Origin of the sequence: Pseudomonas sp. Fl5BN2 (assembly GCF_009908205.1) — a bacterium.
Classification (GTDB): Bacteria; Pseudomonadota; Gammaproteobacteria; order Pseudomonadales; family Pseudomonadaceae; genus Aquipseudomonas.
In genome coordinates this window covers 30909-52606 of sequence record NZ_JAAARL010000018.1, presented here as the reverse complement: position 1 = coordinate 52606, position 21698 = coordinate 30909, and the positions used below count along the sequence as shown (strand labels likewise).

Genomic DNA, 21698 nt, shown 5'->3' with positions numbered 1-21698 from the left:
ACCGTCTCGTTATGGCACGGGGAATGTTTCGAGTGTAGACGGGCTATGCGGCGGGGGGAGAGGGAGGAGCTGCAAAAGGCAAAACCCCCAGCAGGGCTGGGGGTCTTGGGCTTACTCGTCGAGGAAGGAGCGCAAATGCTCGCTTCTCGTCGGATGGCGCAGCTTGCGCAACGCCTTGGCTTCGATCTGACGAATCCGTTCACGGGTCACGTCGAACTGCTTACCGACTTCCTCAAGGGTGTGGTCGGTATTCATGTCGATGCCGAAACGCATGCGCAGTACCTTGGCTTCACGGGCTGTGAGGCCGGAGAGTACTTCGCGAGTCGCTTCTTTCAGGCTCTCAACGGTGGCCACATCGATTGGCGACTGCATGGTCGAGTCTTCGATGAAGTCGCCCAGGTGGGAGTCTTCGTCATCACCGATCGGGGTTTCCATGGAGATCGGCTCTTTAGCGATCTTCAATACCTTGCGGATCTTGTCCTCAGGCATTTCCATGCGTTCGCCCAGCTCTTCCGGGGTCGGTTCGCGACCCATTTCCTGCAACATCTGCCGGGAAATACGGTTGAGCTTGTTGATCGTCTCGATCATGTGCACCGGAATACGAATGGTGCGGGCCTGGTCGGCGATCGAGCGAGTGATCGCCTGACGGATCCACCAGGTGGCATAAGTCGAGAATTTGTAGCCGCGACGGTATTCGAACTTGTCCACCGCCTTCATCAAGCCGATGTTGCCTTCCTGGATCAGGTCGAGGAACTGCAGGCCACGGTTGGTGTACTTCTTGGCGATCGAGATCACCAGACGCAGGTTGGCTTCAACCATCTCTTTCTTCGCGCGGCGGGCCTTGGCCTCACCGATCGACATGCGACGGTTGATGTCCTTGATCTCAGCGATCTTCAAGCCAGTTTCAGCTTCAAGAGCGGTCAGCTTCTGCTGGCAACGGATGATGTCCGGCTGCAGGCGAGCAATGGCTTCGGCGTATTTGCTCTTGCCTTTGGCCAGGGCGTCGGTCCAGCTTTCATCGACTTCGTTGCCCGGGAACTGGCGCAGGAAGTCAGCACGCGGCATACGAGCATCACGTACACAGAGCTGCATGATGGCGCGTTCTTGCTGACGCAGACGATCCAGCGCGCTGCGTACACGTTCAACCAGGCCTTCGAATTGCTTCGGTACCAGTTTGATCGGCATGAACAGCTCGGCCAGGGCCAGCATTTCGGCGATAGCTTGCTTGCTATCACGACCGTGCTTCTTCAGTACCTTGCGGGTGATCTCCATCTGATCGGAGACGGCGCCAAAGCGCTGTGCGGCGATGACCGGATCCGGACCGCTTTCGGTTTCTTCCTCTTCTTCGGTCGCTTCAGCTTCTTCTTCTTCGCTGTCGTCGTCCGCTTTCGCGGTTTTGGGGTCGACAGGAGGAGGCACTTCGGCGGCAGGCGGCGTAATGCCGTCATCCGGGTCGATGTACCCGCTGAGAACGTCAGACAGGCGTCCACCTTCGGTGGTGACGCGAGTGTATTCGGAGAGGATGTGATCAACCGTGCCAGGGAAGTGCGCGATTGCGCCCATCACTTCACGGATGCCCTCTTCGATACGCTTGGCGATTTCGATTTCGCCTTCACGTGTGAGCAGCTCTACCGTACCCATTTCGCGCATATACATGCGCACTGGGTCGGTAGTGCGACCAATGTCGGTTTCCACAGCCGCCAACGCTGCGGCGGCTTCTTCAGCTGCTGCTTCGTCGGTGTCGGCTTCGGCCAACAAAAGGGCATCCGCATCCGGAGCACTCTCGAATACGTTGATCCCCATGTCGTTGATCATGCGGATGATGTCTTCCACCTGTTCCGGATCTGAAATATCCTCCGGCAGGTGGTCGTTGACCTCCGCGTAAGTCAGGTAACCCTGCTCACGTCCACGGCTGATCAACTCTTTGAGGCGAGACTGCTGTTGCGCTTTTCCGGACATAACACCCTATCCACTGAAGGTCTTGGCGGGCAAAAAACAAGCCGAGGATTATACCCGAGCTATGACCTCACGCGCCAGTTGAGGTCGGGTTTGATGCGGGAACATTGCGTTTTAGAAGCTCAACCAGCTGTTTTTTCTCTTCGCCGCTGAGCTCGCTTTGACGCGATTTCCTGAGAAGTTGCTCTAAAACACGCTCACGTTGGCGAGCGGACAAACTATTAATGGTGTCGAAAAACTGTTGTTCAAGGTTATCTCCGTCGATCAGCCATTCTTTTTCCGCCAGTGCAGTAAGCAGATGCCCTTGCTGGGTGCCGTGCCAACGCGCCATCAGCTGATGAATAGAGCGTAGCTTAGGATTTTTCTGCACGGCTTCGATCAGGGCCACCAGCAACTGAGTGTTGGTGTTGTCGTCATCGGCAAAATATCCGGCATCTTCAACTTTTTCTGCCAATTGCGGGTGATGTAGCAAGGTTCGCAGGGCTGACAGCGTCGGAGGCTCTACTGCCGCCGGTACGCGCGGGCCTCTAGGTTGGTCGCGATCTTCTTGACGCTTGCCCTTGCCGTTCTTGTCCCAGGGCTTGTTTTCCCATTTCTTGCCGCCACCGCTTTTCTTCGGTGTCCACTCCTGTTGAGGGGCATAGGCTTCCTGGTGAGGCTCATGGTAGTCGGCGTAATCCGGCATGGCGTCGTAATTGATGCCTGCGTCATAGGCCGGCGGCGCCTCTGGTGGGGCGCTGTGGACCAACTGGTTGACCGTTTCATGGGTCAGGCCGGTGATTTCACTGAGGCGCTGGCGCATCAGGGTCCGCAGGTTGGCTCCGGGGATTTTTTCGATCAGCGGTGCGGCTAGGGTTGCAAGATGAGCCTTGCCTTCCAGTGAGCGCGGGTCTGCTTCATCGATCAGCTGCTGGAAAAAGTAATCGGCCAGCGGTTGTGCATGCTGATTGATCCGGGCGCGGAAGGCGTCAGTGCCCTCGGAGCGAACCAGGGTGTCCGGATCTTCGCCTTCCGGGAGGAACAGGAAGCGCGCGCGGCGTCCATCCTGCAGGCAGGTCAGGGTTGCTTCCAGAGCGCGCCATGCGGCCTTGCGCCCGGCTTGGTCGCCGTCAAAGCAGAACAGGACGTTGGGCACTATGCGAAAAAGGCGCTTGAGGTGCTCTTCGCTGGTGGCGGTGCCCAGGGTTGCGACGGCATTGCGCAAGCCCTGTTGGGCCAGGGCGATCACGTCCATGTAGCCTTCGACGACGATGATCTCGTCGAGATTGCGATTGTTCTTGCGGGCCTCGAATAGGCCATAGAGCTCTTGGCCCTTATGGAATACCGGTGTTTCCGGCGAGTTCAGGTATTTGGGTTTGTCGTCCCCTAAAACTCGGCCGCCGAAGGCGATGATCCGGCCGCGAGAGTCGCGGATCGGGAACATTACCCGGTCGCGAAAGCGGTCGTAGCGCTTGCCGGTCTCGGCGTTTTCGATCAACAGGCCGGCATCGATCATGGCCTTTTGCTGCAGGGTGTCGCTGCTCAAATGCTTGAACAGGTTGTCCCAGCCGGGCGGAGCAAAGCCCAGGCCGAAGTCCCGGGCGATTTCGCCGGTGAGGCCGCGCCCTTTGAGGTAGTCGACCGCCGCCCTGCGTGCCGGGTGGCTTTTCAGTGCCTGGCGATAGTAATCAGCGGCTGCTGTGAGCAGCGGGTACAGCGGCGAATCGGTAGGTTGCCGGGGTTTTCTATCGCCGCGGCTGCTTTCCTCTCGAGGGATCTCCATGCCTGCGGCTTTCGCCAGTTCCTCGACGGCCTGGGGGAAGTCCAGGTTGTCGTGGTCCATGATGAAACCGAGGGCATTGCCGCCCGCGCCACAGCCAAAACAGTAGTAGAACTGCTTGTCGGGGCTGACGCTGAAGGAGGGGGTCTTTTCTTTGTGGAATGGGCAGCAGGCGGTGTAGTTCTTGCCGGCTTTTTTGATCTGCAGGCGCGAGCTGACAACATCGACGATGTCGGTGCGGTTCAGAAGGTCGTCAATAAAGCTCTGGGGAATGAGCCCGGCCATGGCGTTCTCGTCATCACTGCGCGGAAAAATAGCCCTGGCGACGCTATCGAAAGATCAGGTGCAGCGAGGCTTTGACCTTGCGCGGCTTGACCCTGGTTTTCGGCGTGATCGCAGTCGGGAAGTGTATCTGCCGAACGTCCACTGACGTTAGTTTCAATCAGTATTCGACTTGAAGGTGTTGCGCTGAGTCCGACAGTGGCCATTGGAAGGCCTCGGATAGCTCATTAAGCGGGCGCTGGAGAAGGGCGCCTTGGGCTGATCGTCTGCAGGAATCAGTAAGGGTGTGCTCGTCAGTAGCCTTGGAAGGCTCGTCAGAAAAGACGTGCACCGCTGGCAGGAGCCAGGTCTGACGTGGTGAAGCAGGTTCGTCTGGGTCGCATGTGCGGCTTTGACGGTGAAGCATCAAGCGTAATCCGCAAATGCCATTAGCCCGGCTGAGGGCCGGGCTTGGCAGAAGCTTGCAGCGAACGTCTGTGTATTAGTACAGACGTACGGCGCGGCGCTGTTCGCGCTGAACTTTCTTGGCGTGACGCTTAACAGCTGCTGCTGCTTTGCGCTTACGCTCAGAAGTCGGCTTCTCGTAAAATTCGCGGCTACGAACTTCAGCCAGAACACCGGCTTTTTCGCAGGAGCGCTTGAAACGACGCAGAGCTACGTCGAAGGGTTCGTTCTCTTTAACTTTGACGGCTGGCATCCAGAGCTACCTTCATTCATTACCGGGGTCAACGTTCTCGTCGCAAAAATCGCGGCTGAGGTCGTCGGTTTTTAAGGGTTGCGGATGTTAACCCCTCAACGCTCGGAATGCAAAGCCTCTGATCGAAAACCGCTGGTCGGGCGCGGGAGTGGCGACTATTATGCGCGCCTTCGAATTCAGCCTCTACAAGGCGCAAACCCATGCTAGTACTGGGATTAGAAACCTCCTGCGACGAAACCGGCGTCGCGCTTTACGACAGTGAGCGGGGCCTGTTGGCCGACGCGCTGTTCAGTCAGATCGACCTGCATCGCGCCTATGGTGGCGTGGTGCCGGAACTGGCCTCCCGTGATCACGTCAAGCGCATGCTGCCGCTGATTCGCCAAGTGTTGGCGGAGGCTGACTGCGTGCCCACCGAGATTGATGCCATCGCCTACACTGCGGGTCCCGGCCTGGTTGGCGCCTTGTTGGTGGGTGCTTCCTGTGCCCAGGCTCTGGCCTTTGCCTGGGGCATTCCGGCCCTGGGGGTGCATCACATGGAAGGGCATCTGCTAGCGCCGATGCTGGAAGAACGACCGCCGGAATTCCCGTTCGTCGCTTTGTTGGTATCAGGCGGTCATACACAGCTGGTGCGGGTTGATGGTATCGGCCAATACGAGCTGTTGGGCGAGACTCTGGATGATGCGGCGGGCGAGGCATTCGACAAGACAGCGAAGATGCTCGGTCTGAATTATCCCGGTGGTCCTGAAATCGCCCGTCTGGCGACCCAGGGGGTGTTGGGGCGTTTTGTCTTCCCGCGACCGATGACCGATCGCCCTGGGCTGGACTTCAGCTTCAGCGGCTTGAAAACCTTCGCCTTGAACACCTGGCAGCAGTGTGTCAGCGCTGGAGACGACGGTGAGCAAACTCGTTGCGACATCTCTCTCGCGTTCCAGCAGGCGGTGGTGGAAACTTTGACCATCAAATGCAAGCGCGCCTTGAAGCAGACCGGTCTCAAGCGTCTGGTGATTGCCGGGGGCGTAAGCGCAAACCAGGCCTTGCGGGCCTCGCTGGAAAAAATGCTCGCTGAAATGAAAGGCAATGTGTTCTATGCCCGTCCCGAGTTCTGCACCGACAACGGCGCGATGATTGCCTTTGCCGGCTGTCAGCGTTTGCAGGCCGGACAACAGGAAAACCTGGCGATCACTGTGCAGGCCCGTTGGCCGATGGAGCAGTTGTCAGCCCTCTGACGGGGGCGCAGGCAACTGCCAAGCTGAAGCCTTTTCATCGGCAGGATTCAAAAATGCCGTTCGCGCCCGGCAAACAGGTCGCGTAAATTGCCGCGATGGCGCCAGACGATCAGCAGCGTAAGCACGCTCATCGGCAGCAGTGCCTCAGGTTCCTGCCAGGCCAGTAGCGGCAGGGTCAGCGGCGTAGCGATCAAGGCGGCCAGCGAGCTGGTGCGAGTGAGGTAGAAGGTCAGCGCCCAGGCGGCGATGGCCAGCAAGGCGGCCGGGGGGTAGAGCCCCAGCAGCATGCCGGCGGCGGTGGCGACACCTTTGCCGCCCCGGAAGCGGAAGTACAGTGGGAACAGGTGACCGAGTACGGCATAGAGCCCGACCCAGGCCTGTTGCTGCAGTGAGAGCCCGGCTAGGTGAGCGATCAGTACAGGTACTAGGCCTTTGCACAGATCCCCCAGCAGGGTCAGGATCGCGAGTTTTTTGCCGGCCAGGCGCAACATGTTGGTGGCGCCGGCATTGCCCGAGCCACTCATTCGGGGGTCGGGATTGCCCGTAATGCGGCTGAGCAAAATGGCGAAGGACAGAGAGCCAAGCAGGTAGGCGAAAATCGCCAGTAACCAAAACATGCTAACTATTCCGGGCGAGGATGCCCTGATTCTAACGGCGCATTGCGCCCTTGTCGTGCAGCGGAGAAGAGTGCTTGGACAGAGTGTTTATCGAAGGACTGGAAGTGGACACTGTGATTGGTGCCTACGACTGGGAGCGTGGCATCCGACAGTGTCTGCGTCTTGATCTGAGCTTTGCCTGGGACAATCGCCCTGCCGCTGCGGGAGATGATCTGACGCTGGCGTTGGACTATGCCAGTGTCTCTACCCGGGTTCAGGCGTTCGCCGAGCATGCCCAATACCAGTTGGTGGAAACCTTTGCCGAGCGTCTGGCTGAAGTCTTGATGAGCGAATTTCACATCCCTTGGTTGCGCTTGAAGCTGACCAAGCCAGGTGCCGTTCCGGCTGCCACGGGTGTGGGCGTGGAGATCGAGCGCGGATGTCGCTGACTCAGGTTTATCTGGGGCTCGGTAGCAATATCGAGCGTGAAGTTCACTTGCGGGCCGGACTCGATGCCTTGGCCGGTTTCCTGGTGGACATGCGCTGCTCGGCGGTGTTCGAAAGCCAGCCGGTCGGGATCAAGAGCGGTCCGTTCTTCAATCTGGTGGTGTCGGCTTTTACCGATCTGTCACTGACTGAACTCGACCGCCGATTGAAACTCATCGAGGCGGACAACGGTCGTTATGCTCCTGATCGTAAAGGCCTGCCGTTGGACATCGACGTGTTGCTGTACGGTGATCTGACCGGCAATTTCGATGGGCTGGTATTGCCCCGTGCCGAGATTCTGAAGAACGCCTTTGTACTTTGGCCGTTGTCGCTGATGGCTCCCGAACGCGTACATCCGCTGGCAGGCAAGAGCCTGGGAGTGCTTTGGGATGAGGCGCAGATTGATCAGGTACTGGCGCCCGTGGCCTTCGAGTGGCGGGACCAGCAGCTGACGCCTTCTGAGTTGTAGCGGTGCTCAGTTAGAGCGCGGACAAGGCTTGGGCCTTGCCCGCGTCTATCATGGCGCGTGCTGCTCCTTGTAGGCCTTGAGTGCTCTCAGTCGCTCCAGTCTCAGCGCTTCACCCAACTCCGGACCCTTGAAGCCCTTCTCCAACAAGGGTTGAACTGCAACCGCGCGAGCAGTGGTCGCCGCGCCGCGCAGGTAATCGGCTTGGGGGTAAGGGCGCGATTCGAGCCCGAGTCGGCCGCGGGCATCCATTTCACAGGCGGCAATGAACTCTTCAAAGCGCTGCGGGCGCCGGAATACGTCGAAGCTCTGCAGCAGCTCGAGCAATGTCGAGGCCTTGAGCTCCAGCGCCTTGTGGCCATGGGTGTGATATTGGCCTACCAGCAGTGACAGTTCCTGGCATTCCCTTGGAGTCTTGAAGCGCTCATTGACCTCCTTGATCGGCTCCATGCCCGTGTATTCATGGCCGATGTGTCGTGGCCACTCCTCTTGAGGGGTCAAGCCTTTACCGAGGTCGTGCAGCAGGCAGGCCCAGCGGACATTGAGTGGCTGCCGGTGCAATGCCGCTTGTTGCAAAACGCTAAGGGTGTGCAGGCCTGTGTCTATTTCCGGGTGGTGGGCCGGTGGCTGGGGAACCCCGAACAGGGCGTCGACCTCCGGCATCAGCACAGCCAGGGCACCGCAGTCGCGCAGTACCTGGATGAAAATCTGTGGCTGATCTTCCATCAATGCGCGGGATATCTCTTTCCAGCTGCGCTCGGCTGTCAGGGCTTGAAGCTCGCCTGACTGGCTGAGTTGGCGCATCAGCTCAAGGGTGTCTGGTGCCACGCTGAAACCGAGGCTGGCGTAGCGAGCAGCGAACCGTGCAACCCGCAGTACACGCAAGGGATCTTCGGCGAATGCCGGGGAAACGTGGCGTAACAACCGATCTTCGAGATCCTTCTGGCCGTTGTAAGGATCGGTAAGCACACCTTGAGCATCCTCGGCCATGGCGTTGATCGTCAGGTCGCGGCGAATCAGGTCCTCTTCCAGGGTGACTTCCGGGCTGGCATGAAAAGTGAAACCGCCATAACCGCGTCCGCTTTTGCGCTCGGTTCGGGCCAGGGCGTATTCCTCGCCACTTTTTGGGTGCAGGAACACTGGGAAGTCGGCGCCCACTGGGCGAAAACCCTTGGCGACCATTTCTTCCGCGCTGGCACCGACCACCACCCAGTCGATGTCAGTGACCGGCCTGCCCAGCAGGCGATCTCGTACGGCACCGCCGACTTTGTAAATCTGCATAAAAAACCTCCGTTAGCGCGACAAGGATAACCCTTGTGTCGCGCTTTCGGAGGCTTGTTGTCGGGCTTAGAGGTGGATTACAGCCAGGTCCAGCCGACCATAGTCATTTTCGTTGTGATCGCTCTTTGGCGGCACGTGGAGGGTTTTCATTATCTGATCGCCCTGTAGGGTCTCCAGATGGATATCGAAGCCCCAGAGACGGTGCAGGTGCTTGAGCACTTCGTCGGTGGAGTCTCCCAGAGGTTTGCGATCATGTTGCTGGTGCCGCAGGGTCAACGAGCGGTCTCCACGCCGATCGATGCTCCAGATCTGCACGTTGGGTTCGCGGTTGCCCAGGTTGTATTGCGCAGCCAGGGTTTCACGGATGATCCGGTAGCCGCTCTCGTCGTGGATGGCGGGCACCAGCAGGTCGTCCTTCTGGTCGTCATCCATGATGCTGAACAGCTTGAGGTCACGGATTACTTTGGGCGAGAGGTACTGCAGGATGAAGCTTTCGTCCTTGAAGCTGCTCATGGCGAACTTGATGCTCGACAGCCAGTCGGTACCTGCCAGTTCCGGGAACCAGCGATGGTCCTCTTCGGTGGGGTCTTCGCAGATGCGCCGGATATCGCGGTACATGGCAAACCCGAGGGCATAGGGGTTGATGCCGTTGTAGTAAGGACTGTCGAAGCCGGGTTGAAACACCACGCTGGTGTGGGAGGTGAGGAACTCCATCATGAAGCCGTCGGTCACCAGGCCCTCGTCGTACAAGTCATTCATCAGGGTGTAGTGCCAAAAGGTCGCCCAGCCTTCGTTCATCACCTGGGTCTGGCGCTGCGGATAGAAGTACTGGGCGATCTTGCGCACGATGCGCACTATTTCCCGCTGCCAGGGCTCCAGTAGCGGCGCGTGTTTTTCGATGAAATACAGGATGTTTTCCTGGGGTTCGCTGGGGAACCGCGCATTGTCCTTATCGCTGTACTTGTCTGCGCCTTTGGGGATCGTACGCCACAGGTCGTTGATCTGTTTCTGCAGGTGTTCCTCCCGGTCCTTCTGTCGCCGCCGCTCTTCTTCGGCGGAAATCGGGTAAGGGCGCTTGTAGCGATCGACTCCGTAGTTCATCAGGGCGTGGCAGGAGTCCAGCAGGTCCTCCACGGCATCGATCCCGTGGCGTTCCTCGCATTGCATGATGTACTGCTTGGCGAACACCAGGTAGTCGATGATCGAGCTGGCATCGGTCCAGGTGCGGAACAGATAGTTGCCCTTGAAGAAGCTGTTGTGCCCGTAGCAGGCATGGGCCACTACCAGGGCCTGCATGCAGATGGTGTTTTCCTCCATCAGGTAGGCAATGCAGGGGTCTGAGTTGATGACGATTTCGTAGGCCAGGCCCATCTGGCCGCGGGTGTAGGACTTTTCAGTGCTCAGGAAGTGTTTGCCATAGGACCAATGGTGGTAACCCAGTGGCATGCCCACCGAGGCATAGGCATCCATCATCTGCTCGGCAGTGATCACTTCGATCTGGTTGGGGTAGGTATCCAGGGCATAGCGTGCCGCGATACGGCTGATTTCGCGGTCGTAGGCCCGGATCAGCTCGAAGGTCCATTCCGAGCCGGTGGAGATGGGTTGGCGCTTCTGCTCTCTGGCGGTCATGTCACTAACCTGCGCTGGAAGAGTTCACGGAAGACCGGATAGATATCCCCGGCCGATACCAGTTGTTGCTGGGCGAAGGTGTCGGCAAAGGCCTCGGCAATTCGCTCGTATTCGAACCACAGGGCCTGGTGTTCCCGTGGGGTGATTTCCACATAGGTGTAGTACTGCACGAACGGCATGATCTGATTGATCAGGATATCGCGGCAGATGGGTGAGTCGTCGTTCCAGTTGTCGCCATCGGAAGCCTGGGCGGCGTAGATGTTCCACTCGTTGCTCGGATAACGCTCGGCCATGATCTCCTGCATCAGCTTCAAGGCACTGGAGACAATGGTGCCGCCGGTTTCCCGGGAGTAGAAAAACTCTTCCTCATCCACCTCGCGGGCGCTGGTGTGGTGGCGAATGAAGACCACGTCGATCTTGTCGTAATTACGTTTCAGGAACAGATAAAGCAGGATGAAGAAGCGCTTGGCGATGTCTTTGGTGGCCTGGGTCATGGAGCCCGACACGTCCATCAGGCAGAACATCACGGCCTTGGAACTGGGGTTGGGCTGTTTGATCAGCAGGTTGTACTTCAGGTCGAAGGTGTCGAGGAATGGAATGCGGTGAATTCGGGCGCTAAGACGTTCGATTTCCGCCTCGACTTCCTGAATATCGCCGAAATTGTCCGGTTCTTCACGTTTTAGCCGCGCCAGCTCTTCCTTGGCTTCCCGCAGTTTCGCCCGGCTGCTGCCAGAGAGGGCAATCCTTCGGGCGTGGGCTGAACGCAGGGTGCGGATGATGTTGATGCGTGCCGGGTTGCCTTCATTGCTGATGCCGGCGCGTACGGTCTTGAAGGTGTCGGTGCCGGTCAGGTTGCGTTTGACCAGGTTGGGTAGTTCAAGGTCCTCGAACATGAATTCGAGGAATTCCTCCTGGGTGATCTGGAACACGAATTCGTCCATGCCCTCGCCAGAATTACCGGCCTTGCCACGGCCTGCGCCTCCGCCGCCGCCCCCTTGGGGTCTGGCTATATGCTCGCCTGCAGTGAACTCCTTGTTGCCAGGGTGAACGACGGTCTGTTTGCCGCCACGCCCATGGTGAAGCACCGGTTCGTCGATATCCCGCCCGGGAATACTGATTTGTTCGCCATGTTCCATATCGGTGATGGAACGGCGGCTGACGGCCTCTTCGACGGCCTTCTTGATGTGGTCACGGTAGCGCCGCAGAAAGCGCTGGCGGTTAACCGTGCTCTTGTTCTTGCCATTGAGTCGTCGGTCGATCACATAGCTCATGGGGAGCCCTCCGGGCAGCTTCAAGTTCCCAGCAGCTCCAGGCAGCAAGCGCAAGCGCAATCACGATGGACGTACTTGGTGCTTTCAGCTTGCTGCTGGCTGCTGCTTCACTGCCTTACTGCGATTTTCTGACCCGCAGATACCATTCGGATAGCAGACGTACCTGTTTGTCGGTGTAGCCGCGCTCGACCATCCGCGTGACGAAGTCGTTGTGTTTCTGCTGATCCTCCTTGCTGGCCTTGGCGTTGAAGCTGATGACCGGCAACAGGTCCTCGGTGTTGGAGAACATCTTCTTCTCGATAACCACCCGCAGCTTCTCGTAGCTGAGCCAGGTAGGGTTCTTGCCATTGTTGTTGGCTCGGGCGCGCAGGACGAAATTGACGATCTCGTTGCGGAAATCTTTCGGGTTGCTGATGCCCGCCGGCTTCTCGATCTTTTCCAGTTCCTCGTTGAGGGCTACGCGGTTGAGAATCTCGCCGGTTTCAGGGTCGCGGTACTCCTGATCCTGAATCCAGAAATCTGCGTACAGCACATAACGGTCGAAGATGTTCTGGCCGTACTCGCTGTAGGACTCGAGATAGGCGGTCTGGATCTCCTTGCCGATGAACTCGATGTAGCGTGGTGCCAGGTATTCCTTGAGGAAGCGCAGATAACGCTCGCGGGTTTCCGCCTGGAACTGCTCCTGTTCGATCTGTTGTTCCAGTACATACAGCAGGTGCACCGGGTTGGCGGCTATCTCATGGGGGTCGAAGTTGAAGACTTTCGACAGGATTTTGAAGGCAAAGCGGGTTGATAGGCCGTTCATCCCTTCATCTACACCGGCGCTGTCGCGGTATTCCTGAATCGACTTGGCCTTGGGGTCGGTGTCTTTCAGGTTTTCGCCGTCATAGACCCGCATCTTCGAGTAGATATTGGAGTTTTCTGGCTCCTTGAGGCGCGAGAGCACGGTGAACTGCGCGAGCATCTTCAGGGTGTCGGGCGCGCAATGGGCCTTGGCCAGGGAGCTGTTGAACAGCAGCTTGTCGTAGATCTTCACCTCATCAGTGACCCGCAGGCAGTACGGCACCTTGACGATATAGATCCGGTCGATGAACGCTTCGTTGTTCTTGTTGTTGCGGAAGGTATGCCACTCCGATTCGTTGGAGTGGGCCAGCAGAATGCCGGTGAACGGGATTGCGCCCAGGCCTTCGGTGCTGTTGTAGTTGCCTTCCTGGGTCGCGGTCAGCAAGGGGTGCAGCACCTTGATCGGCGCCTTGAACATCTCGACGAATTCCATCAGGCCCTGGTTGGCCCGGCACAGTGCCCCGGAGTAGCTGTAGGCGTCAGCATCGTTCTGCGGGAACTCTTCCAGCTTGCGGATATCCACCTTGCCCACCAGGGCCGAGATGTCCTGGTTGTTCTCATCCCCCGGCTCGGTCTTGGCCACGGCGATCTGGTTGAGAATCGATGGATACAGTTTCACCACTCGGAACTGACTGATGTCGCCGCCGAACTCTGATAGGCGCTTGGTGGCCCAAGGCGACATGATGGTGTTGAGGTAGCGCCGGGGGATGCCGAAGTCCTCTTCTAGAATCGCACCATCTTCCGTGGCGTTGAACAGGCCCAGTGGCGACTCAAAGACGGGGGAGCCCTTGATGGCGTAAAAAGGCACTTTCTCGATCAGTTGCTTGAGCTTTTCGGCCAGGGACGACTTGCCACCGCCCACCGGGCCCAGCAGGTAAAGAATCTGTTTCTTCTCTTCCAGGCCCTGAGCGGCGTGGCGGAAATAGGAGACGATCTGGTCGATGCACTCTTCCATGCCATGGAAGTCTTCAAAGGCCGGATAACGCCGGATCACCTTATTGGAGAAGATTCTCGACAGTCTCGAGTTGGTCGAGGTGTCCAGCAGTTCGGGTTCGCCGATGGCTAATAGCAGGCGCTCGGCGGCCGAGGCATAGGCGCTTCGGTCCTTTTTGCACAGCTCCAGGTATTCCTGCAGCGAAAGCTCTTCCTGGCGTGTGGATTCGAAGCGTTGTTGGAAGTGGCTAAAAATACTCATGACGTCACCTCGCTCGATACGTGGAGCCGGCGTCGGATCAGTCAGTCAAGTGCTGGCATGCAGCTGAGTTTCCAGCTGCTGTTTACCCCCCAGAACACTTTCAAAGCTATCGACCTTGAAAGCTAGTACCGATGACCCGCTCGCCGGTGTACCGGCTCTCCCCTGATTTGGATGGCCTGAGGCTAAGGATAGTTCGGAATCCGAGAGGTCAAGGAGAGATGGGGAATTAGTTGCGGACTACCGTTCGTCTGGTGCAGCGTCAGCCCGTGTAATCCGCGGGCTAGAGCTGCAGAAAAAAATTATTCGGCGTTGCCTTGGGCGATTTCCGCTGGGTAGGTGCTGCGCCAGAGTTCGAAGCCTCCATCGAGGCTGTAAACGTCGGAAAAGCCCTGGCTGACCAGGTACGCCGCTGCACTCTGGCTGGAGTTGCCGTGATAGCAGACCACCACCAGCGGGGCGTCAAGGTCGGCACCGCGGATGAAGTCGGATATGGAGTGGTTATCCAGATGGTGCGAGCCGCTGATGTGGTTCAGTGCATAGGTCTGCGGATCACGGATGTCCACCACTACCGCACCTTGCTCGCGCAGTGCCTGGGCCTGTTCTGGGGGGATGCGTTTGAATTCGCTCATGGCGGGCTCCTGAAGCCTGATGATCAGCGCGCGTTTAGCGCGTTGCCGGGACGGGCAAGGGGTCTGGGGAAAGAGGTGCTGTGTGGCCGTGTGCATCGCAGTCGCAGGTCAGGCGCACGCCGGTGTCGACATTTAGCAAGGTCATGGTTCCACCCCAGACACAACCGCTGTCCAGGGCAAAGATGCCGGGTTCGTTGCAATGGCCTTCCAGGGCCGCCCAATGGCCGAAGATGATCTTCAGGTTGCGGGTCTTGCGCTCCTTGTGACTGAACCAGGGGGCGTAGCCCGGTGGTGCGGTGTCCAGTCCTTCCTTGCTCTTGAGGTCGAGCTTGCCCTCGCTGGTGCAGAAACGCATGCGGGTGAAATAGTTGGTGATGACTCGCAGGCGAGTCACGCCTTTGAGCTCGCTATTCCATTTCACAGGTTCGTTACCGTACATGCCGTCCAGGAAAGGCTCGAAGAGGTTATCGTCACGCAGCGCCTCTTCAACCTCGGAAGCGCATTTCAGGGCTTTCTTCAACGACCACTGTGGTGCGATGCCAGCGTGTACCAGGGCGGCGTTGCGGGCTTCGTCGTAGTGCATCAGCTTTTGCCGGCGCAACCACTGCAACAGCGCTTCGCAATCCGGAGCTTCCAGGACCTCGCGCAGGGTATCGGATTTTTTCAGGCGCTCGATGTTGCGCCAGGCAGCCAGCAGGTGCAGGTCGTGATTGCCCAGCACGCAGACCAGCGAGTCGCGGATTGAATAGAGGTAGCGCAGGGTTTCCAGCGACTGCGGGCCGCGATTGACCAGGTCGCCCACCAGCCACAGGCGGTCCCGGGCTGGATCGAAGGCAACTTGTTCAAGCAGGCACTGCAGCGGCTCCAGGCAGCCTTGCAGGTCGCCGACAGCGTAGGTCGCCATCAGTGCAAGGCTCCGGGTACTGCGAGGCGGAAGGGCGCGATGATGGCGTCGAACTGTTTGCCGTCTTCGGCCACCATCTGATAGCTGCCCTGCATATTGCCAACCCGGGTGGTCATCACCGTGCCGCTGCTGTAGGTGTGGCTTTTACCCGCGGCGATCAGCGGTTGCTGGCCAACCACCCCAGAGCCGCGGACCTCTTCGACATGCCCGTCACCGTCGGTGATCACCCAGTGCCGTGACAGCAGCTTGGCTGGAAGCAAGCCGTTGTTCTGGACCGTGATGGTGTAGGCGAAGGCGAAGCGGTTTTGCTCGGGTTGCGATTGGTCTGCCAGAAAGCGGGTGACGACGCTGACGTCGACCTGATAACGAGGATCGGACATGCAAAAAGGCCTTTCAAAGCAAAGCGGGCGCGGGACAAAGCTGATGGAGGTCAGTCTAGGTCAAGTATCAGGTAGTAAACCAGACATCCTGTCTGGCGTCCTACCCGTTATCGGCCCGGGGCGTTTCAGTTGGCGTCGGGCTTGACCTGGTCTGCCAGCTGGTCGGCCAAGCGCACGAAGGCCGCCAGGTCGAGCTGCTCGGGGCGCAGGCTGCCGTCGACGCCTGCGGCCTCGATCTCGGCGTTGCTGAGGAGGGCCTTGAGGGTGTTGCGCAGGGTCTTGCGACGCTGATTGAAGGCTTCGCGAACGACGCGCTCCAGCAGGCGGTGGTCCTTGGCCGGGTGCGGCAGTACCGCGTGCGGTACCAGTCGTACGATCGCCGAGTCGACCTTCGGTGGGGGATTGAAGGCGCCGGGGCCGACGTTGAACAGGTGTTCCACGCGGCAGTGATACTGAACCATGATCGACAGGCGACCCCAGTCACCACCGCCAGGGCCGGCAGCCAGGCGCTCGACCACTTCCTTTTGCAGCATGAAGTGCATGTCGCGGATCAGACCGGCGTTCTGCAACAGGTGGAAGATCAGCGGGGTAGATATGTTGTAGGGCAGGTTGCCGACTACCCGTAGGCTTCTGGGTGCTGCACCCAGGGTATTGAAGTCGAACTTCAGGGCATCGCCCTGGTGCAGGTTGAAGTTGATCTTGTCGGCGAATTGCTGGTTGAGAATCGGGATCAGATCCTTGTCCAGCTCCACCACATCCAGCTGCGCACCGCTGTTCAGCAGGCCTTCGGTCAGGGCGCCCTGGCCCGGGCCGATTTCCAGCAGACGATCTTCGGGCTTGGAATGGATAGCCCGCAGGATACGGTCGATGACGCCCGCGTCGTGCAGGAAGTTCTGGCCGAAGCGCTTGCGCGCCCGGTGTTGGTATTGCTCGCTCATAAACGGTTCTCGGCCATCTGGTAGGCGGTTTCCAAGGCGACCTGCAGGCTGCCGGTGTCGATCTTGCCGCTGCCGGCCAGATCCAGGGCGGTGCCGTGGTCGACTGAAGTGCGGATGATCGGCAAGCCGAGCGTTACGTTGACAGCCGCGCCGAAACCTTTGTATTTCAGCACAGGCAAGCCCTGGTCGTGGTACATCGCCAGCACTGCGTCGCAGTGCTCCAGATATTTGGGGGTAAACAGAGTGTCGGCAGGCAATGGGCCACGCAGGTCCATGCCTTCATTGCGCAGGCGCTCTAGGGTGGGTTCGATAATGTCGATTTCTTCGCGGCCCAGGTGCCCGCCTTCGCCGGCATGGGGGTTGAGCCCGCAAACCAGGATGCGCGGCCGGGCGATCCCGAACTTGTGCTGCAGGTCGGCGTGCAGAATCCGCGTGACTCGTTCCAGTCGCTCGACGGTAATCGCGTCGGCGATCTCCCGCAGGGGCAGGTGAGTAGTCACCAGTGCTACGCGCAAGCCATGGGTGGCGAGCATCATCACGACCTGTTCGGTGTGGGTCAGGTCGGCGAGGAATTCGGTATGGCCGGAAAAGGCGACCCCGGAATCGTTGATCACGCCCTTATGTACGGGGGCGGTGATCATGCCGGCGAAATGCCCATCGAGACAGCCCTGGCCAGCGCGAGTCAGGGTTTCCAGGACAAAGGCGGCATTGGCCTTGTCCAGTTGGCCACTGACCACTGGTTTGCCCAGAGATGTATCCCAGACATACAGGCTGTTCGCCGGAGCGGGTACCGTCGGTAGTTGGTCCGGGGTCACCGGTAGCAGATCGACCGCCACACCCAGTTGCGTGGCCCGCTCAAGGAGCAGGTCACGGCTGGTAATGGCAATCAGGGGATGTGGCTGGGGTTGCGAGGCGAGCAGCAGGCAAAGGTCAGGACCTATGCCCGCAGGCTCACCGGGTGTCAGTGCGAAACGTCTGGGTTTCAATGTGCCGCCTGTTCCGCGCCTGGCAGTTTGATCTCGACATAGGCTTCATCACGGATCTGGCGTAGCCAGGTCTGCAGCTCTTCGTCGTATTTACGGTTACGCAGGACGGTCATGGCTTGCTGCTCGCGGGCTTGGCTGGTGCTGTCGGTGGCACGACGGCCGAGGACTTCCAGGACATGCCAGCCATAAGGGCTCTTGAACGGCTTGGACAGCTGACCTTGCGGGGTCTTGGCCATCACTTCGCGGAATTCCGGCACCAGAGCGTTCGGGTCGATCCAGTTAAGGTCGCCGCCGTTGAGCGCCGAGCCCGGGTCTTCCGAGTAGCTTTTCGCCAGTTCGGCAAAGTCTTCGCCGGCTTCGATGCGATCGTAGAGCTTCTGCGCCAGGCGCTTGGTCTCTTCTTCGCTACGAATTTCGCTTGGCTTGATCAGGATGTGGCGTACATGCACTTCGTCACGCACCTGATTGCCGCCGCCACGCTTGTCCAGCAGCTTGAGGATGATGAAGCCGCCTGGGGTACGCGCTGGTTGAGTGATTTCGCCCACTGCCATTGCACTCAGTTCACGATCGAACGGAGGGGGCAATTGAGCGGCTTTACGCCAGCCCATGTCGCCGCCTTCCAGGGCGTTGTCACTGCCGGAACGGGCAATCGCCAGTTGCGCGAAGTCCGCACCTTGCTTGAGCTGTTGGTACACATCCATAGCCTGACGGGCCGCGTTCTGAATGGCCTCGGAGTTGGCGCTTTCCGGGGTCGGAATCAGGATGTTGGCCAGGTGCAATTCTTCGGAGAGCTGCATCTTGCCAAGGTCCGAGGCGAGGAAGTTCTTCACTTCCTGCTCCGATACCTGAATGCGCTCAGCCACACGGCGTTGACGCACACGGCTGATGATCATCTCGCGGCGAACCTGGTCACGGGCATCGTCATAAGACAAGCCGTCGTGAGCCAGGGCTGCACGGAACTGCTCGATGCTCATGCTGTTGCGCTGGGCAATGGTGCCAATGGCCTGGTTCAGTTCTTCGTCGGTGATACGGATGCCTGAGCGTTCGCCAATCTGCAGTTGCAGGTTTTCAACGATCAGACGCTCCAGAACCTGTTGTTCCAGGACGCTGGTCGGCGGCACGCCACCGCCACGCTTGGCGATGGTTTGCTGAACTTCGTGAACCCGCTGGTCCAACTGGCTCTGCATGACCACGTCGTTGTCGACGATGGCCACGACCTTGTCGATGGACTGCACGGCGGCGCTGGCCGCAGTGCTCAGGAACAGCGCGCCCAGCATCAGCGGGCGCAGACAATCAGAAAGCTTGGTCTTCACGTTCACGATAACCTTGAATGCCTTTGTCGAGGAAGCTCTCTACCTTGGTGCCCATGACGCCACCGAGTCCCTTCAGAACAATTTGGAGGAAGATGCCGCGGTCGCCTTTCTCGTTTTCCGGAGCGTTCTGACTGAACTCGTCATACTTGACCCAGTAACGGCTGATCAGGCGCAGTTTCCAGCAGCAGTTGTCGTATTCGAAACCACCGAAGGCCTCGAGCGTGCGGTTACGGTTGTAGTCGTACTGCCAGCGGCTGATGGCGTTCCATTGCGGCACGATCGGCCAGATCACCGAGAAGTCATGCTGCTGGATCTTGTAGTAGTCCTTCACGTAGCCCGGAGTGCCCGGGGTGCCGTAGTCGCCACCCATTTTCCAGGTACCGCTGTTCTGGTCGTAACGAATCTGGTCGTTGCGATAGCGATAACCGGCGTTGACCACCTTGTTCGGGTTGTCTTCAGGCTGGTAGTGGAACATTGCACTGCCGGAGCGCGTGCTGTGGCTATCCGGATCCCAGTTGTACTCTGTGTTGGCGCGCCAGTCGCGGTTGAAGCGGTATTCGTACTCAAGCGCATAAGGCGAGACGTTGGACGTGGCGTCAGCACGGGTACGGTAATCGATGCCTGGCAACTGGACGGTGCGGTCCTTGAAGTACACGGCTTGACCGACGCTGACGCGTTGGCGCTGGAAGCCGTTGTCTTCGATCCAGCGGCTGGTCAGGCCAAGAGACAGCTTGTTCTCGTCGCCGACACGGTCGGAACCGGAGAAACGGTTGTCACGGAACAGCGAGGAGTAGCTGAAGGTGGACTCGCCGGTATCGAATACCGGGATGTTCTTCTGGTCTTCCTCCGGTACATAGAGGTAGAACGCCCGTGGTTCCAGGGTCTGGCGGTAGTTCTTGCCAAACCATTGGGTGTCACGGTCGAAGTACAGGCCGCCGTCGACGCTGGCGATTGGGACGCCGCGGTTTTGTGAGCTGCTGTATTCGCCGTCGATAAACCGAGTGCCTTTGGCAGCAGCTGCGTTGCGGGCGTCAACAATCTGGTCCTTGCCTGTTCCATCCAAATCAAGATTGTACTGGGTGTACATGTACTTGAGAGATGGAGTCAGATAACCATAGCTCCAGTTCAGCGGCAGGCTTACACCTGGCTTGAGATTCAGACGGTCGCCATTGGCTCGCGCAAGGCCAGTGACGTTAGTGTCCAGACGCGGAGTGCCAACCATGCCGGTCTCAGGATCAATAGGTCCGCCGTTTTTATCCAGGTAGTTACCTTTCAACAGATCCCGCTCAAACCGCACCAGCTCGGTTTCATAGGTGAAATCCAAACCTTGCGGATGGTACGGCAGTGCACCGTTGAAGGTGATCTGCGGCAGCCGGTTGTACGGGGTGATGTTGGACACGCTCGCCAGTTCATACGCCTGCACGTTGAGACGTGCGGTGTAGTCGTCGCCACGATAGGTCACGGCGCCTTGCTGGTTGACGTAGTCGGTGGTCTTTACGCCGATCTGGTCGGTTTGCAGATCCTGGAAGTAATAAGGATCACTGATCTTGGTGTAGTCGACCTCGGTCATCAGGCGCGAATCAAGCCCGCCCTTGTGCTGCCAGTTGAGCATGTAGCGGGTTTTTTCGTAGTCGGTCTGCTTGCTGCGATCGGTATCGTCGTCGTTGAGGTAGGCGGCGCCGAACTGACCTTCGCTGCTCTTGGTCAGGTAGCGGAACTCGCCTTCCATCAACAGGCCGCGCTTGGCCATGTAGCGTGGGTACAACGTGGCGTCGTAGTTCGGCGCCAGGTTGAAGTAGTACGGGGTGACCAGCATGAAGCCGGTGTCGCTGCCGGTACTGATGCTCGGCGGCAGGAAGCCGGACTGGCGACGATCGTCGATCGGGAAGTAGATATATGGGGTGTAGAGCACCGGAATATCTTTGACCCGAAGGGTGACGTTGGTCGCAGTACCGAAGCCGGTGGCCGGGTTCAAGGTGATGTTGTTGCCCTTGAGCTGCCAGGCGTTGCTGTTCGGCTCGCACGTGGTGTACGTACCATCCTTGAGGCGGATGATGGCGTTTTCTGCACGCTTGGCGTACAGCGCGTTACCACGGACCCGAGACTTGTGCAGGACGTACTCGGCGTTGTCGACCTTGGCTTCACCGGTGTCCAGTTGGACATCGGCGTGGTCGCCGACCAGCAGCGCGCCATTGTCGCGTACGCGCACGTTACCGCTCAGTTCGCCACGATTCTCGGCCTGGTACAGGCTTGCTTCATCGGCCTCGACCTGCATGCTGCCTTGGCGCATGACCACGTCACCGGCCAGGGTCGCAACTTGTTCTTCCTGCTGATAACGCGAAGCCTTGGCGCCGATAAAGGTCGGCGCGTCACTTTTATTCGTCTTGTCATTCATGCCAGGACGAATCGGTTCGATATAGGAACCAGAGCAGTAAGGACCGGTTTCAGCCAATTGAGCGGCGGTGAGTTTTTCACGCGGCACCCAGTCGAGGTGACTGTAGTCCGTACTGCGGGACTTCAGACCACGACCTTTGGCCTGGGTCACCAGTGCTGGCTTGTCGCCGCTGGCTTCGCCGGAGCCTACGCTTTCGGCCGCGGTGGAACCGCTGGAACTGACCGAGCTGGCGTCGTGGACCGGGCGCGGAGGCAGTTGGGCTGCGCTGCTTTTCGGCGCACAGGCCCAGCCACCCGAAGCAGAGACCGAGCAGTCATACTGTTCCGCGGCGACCACGAAGGAAGTGGCTAGAGGTTGCAGGGCCAGCAAACTGCCGGTAACCAGCAACGGAAATTTTTTACGAAACGCGGGGGATTTCAATGCCATCTTATTAGTCCGGGCTTCCTGCGTGCCATCTGCCCGCGGT

At 59.0% G+C, this 21698-nt stretch carries 18 protein-coding genes; 3 read left to right on the top strand and 15 right to left on the bottom strand.

The annotated features are described in order from the left end of the window. Nucleotides 1-111 precede the first annotated feature (111 nt). The 3 genes from rpoD to rpsU form a co-directional block, all read right to left on the bottom strand. Nucleotides 112-1959: an RNA polymerase sigma factor RpoD gene (rpoD, locus tag GV819_RS23535; RefSeq protein ID WP_161758440.1), complete on the bottom strand. Its 1848-nt coding sequence runs from the start codon at nt 1957-1959 to the stop codon at nt 112-114. Nucleotides 1960-2026: 67 nt separating this feature from the next. Then, the gene (gene dnaG / locus GV819_RS23530) at nt 2027-4000 is read right to left on the bottom strand and encodes a DNA primase (RefSeq protein ID WP_161758439.1); all 1974 of its coding nucleotides are present in this window, start codon (nt 3998-4000) and stop codon (nt 2027-2029) included. Between the two features lie 478 nt (nt 4001-4478). Then, nucleotides 4479-4694: a 30S ribosomal protein S21 gene (gene rpsU / locus GV819_RS23525; RefSeq protein ID WP_002551877.1), complete on the bottom strand. Its 216-nt coding sequence runs from the start codon at nt 4692-4694 to the stop codon at nt 4479-4481. Nucleotides 4695-4894: 200 nt separating this feature from the next. Between rpsU and tsaD the strand changes: the two genes are divergently transcribed. Beyond that, the gene (gene tsaD, locus GV819_RS23520) at nt 4895-5920 is read left to right on the top strand and encodes a tRNA (adenosine(37)-N6)-threonylcarbamoyltransferase complex transferase subunit TsaD (protein ID WP_161758438.1); all 1026 of its coding nucleotides are present in this window, start codon (nt 4895-4897) and stop codon (nt 5918-5920) included. Between the two features lie 47 nt (nt 5921-5967). Here the strand turns inward: tsaD and plsY are convergent, their stop codons facing one another. Next, nucleotides 5968-6537 (bottom strand): glycerol-3-phosphate 1-O-acyltransferase PlsY, encoded by a 570-nt coding sequence (gene plsY, locus GV819_RS23515; protein ID WP_161758437.1) that lies wholly within the window; start codon nt 6535-6537, stop codon nt 5968-5970. Nucleotides 6538-6611: 74 nt separating this feature from the next. Here plsY and folB point away from each other — a divergent pair, with 74 nt between their 5' ends. Further along, complete coding sequence (folB, locus tag GV819_RS23510; protein ID WP_161758436.1) at nt 6612-6965, top strand: dihydroneopterin aldolase; 354 nt, start codon at nt 6612-6614, stop codon at nt 6963-6965. Next, on the top strand, nt 6956-7471 hold the full coding sequence (gene folK / locus GV819_RS23505; RefSeq protein WP_161758435.1) for a 2-amino-4-hydroxy-6-hydroxymethyldihydropteridine diphosphokinase: 516 nt from the start codon (nt 6956-6958) through the stop codon (nt 7469-7471). Before folB ends, folK begins: the two co-directional genes overlap by 10 nt. A gap of 48 nt (nt 7472-7519) precedes the next feature. Here folK and GV819_RS23500 read toward each other — a convergent pair whose 3' ends face one another. From GV819_RS23500 to GV819_RS23450, 11 genes are all read right to left on the bottom strand, one after another. Continuing rightward, entirely contained in the window at nt 7520-8749 is a 1230-nt protein-coding gene (locus GV819_RS23500; protein ID WP_161758434.1) for a multifunctional CCA addition/repair protein, read from the bottom strand. A gap of 66 nt (nt 8750-8815) precedes the next feature. Continuing rightward, a complete protein-coding gene (locus GV819_RS23495; RefSeq protein ID WP_161758433.1) occupies nt 8816-10378 on the bottom strand; it encodes a SpoVR family protein in 1563 nt (520 codons plus the stop codon). Then, the gene (locus GV819_RS23490; RefSeq protein WP_161758432.1) at nt 10375-11649 is read right to left on the bottom strand and encodes a YeaH/YhbH family protein; all 1275 of its coding nucleotides are present in this window, start codon (nt 11647-11649) and stop codon (nt 10375-10377) included. The genes GV819_RS23495 and GV819_RS23490 overlap by 4 nt, the downstream gene beginning before the upstream one ends. 115 nt (nt 11650-11764) lie before the next feature. Further along, nucleotides 11765-13687, bottom strand: coding sequence for a PrkA family serine protein kinase (locus GV819_RS23485; RefSeq protein ID WP_161758431.1), 1923 nt, complete (start codon nt 13685-13687; stop codon nt 11765-11767). A 299-nt stretch (nt 13688-13986) separates the two neighbouring features. Next, nucleotides 13987-14316: a thiosulfate sulfurtransferase GlpE gene (glpE, locus tag GV819_RS23480; protein WP_161758430.1), complete on the bottom strand. Its 330-nt coding sequence runs from the start codon at nt 14314-14316 to the stop codon at nt 13987-13989. A gap of 34 nt (nt 14317-14350) precedes the next feature. After that, entirely contained in the window at nt 14351-15220 is an 870-nt protein-coding gene (locus GV819_RS23475) for a symmetrical bis(5'-nucleosyl)-tetraphosphatase (protein ID WP_161758429.1), read from the bottom strand. After that, complete coding sequence (apaG, locus tag GV819_RS23470; RefSeq protein WP_161758428.1) at nt 15220-15600, bottom strand: Co2+/Mg2+ efflux protein ApaG; 381 nt, start codon at nt 15598-15600, stop codon at nt 15220-15222. Before apaG ends, GV819_RS23475 begins: the two co-directional genes overlap by 1 nt. Before the next feature lie 125 nt (nt 15601-15725). Further along, entirely contained in the window at nt 15726-16538 is an 813-nt protein-coding gene (gene rsmA, locus GV819_RS23465) for a 16S rRNA (adenine(1518)-N(6)/adenine(1519)-N(6))-dimethyltransferase RsmA (protein WP_161758427.1), read from the bottom strand. Then, entirely contained in the window at nt 16535-17524 is a 990-nt protein-coding gene (gene pdxA / locus GV819_RS23460; protein ID WP_161758426.1) for a 4-hydroxythreonine-4-phosphate dehydrogenase PdxA, read from the bottom strand. Before pdxA ends, rsmA begins: the two co-directional genes overlap by 4 nt. Next, nucleotides 17521-18837, bottom strand: a complete 1317-nt coding sequence (gene surA / locus GV819_RS23455; RefSeq protein ID WP_161758425.1) for a peptidylprolyl isomerase SurA — start codon at nt 18835-18837, stop codon at nt 17521-17523. Before surA ends, pdxA begins: the two co-directional genes overlap by 4 nt. After that, nucleotides 18818-21658, bottom strand: a complete 2841-nt coding sequence (locus GV819_RS23450; protein ID WP_161758424.1) for an LPS-assembly protein LptD — start codon at nt 21656-21658, stop codon at nt 18818-18820. The genes surA and GV819_RS23450 overlap by 20 nt, the downstream gene beginning before the upstream one ends. Nucleotides 21659-21698 lie beyond the last annotated feature (40 nt).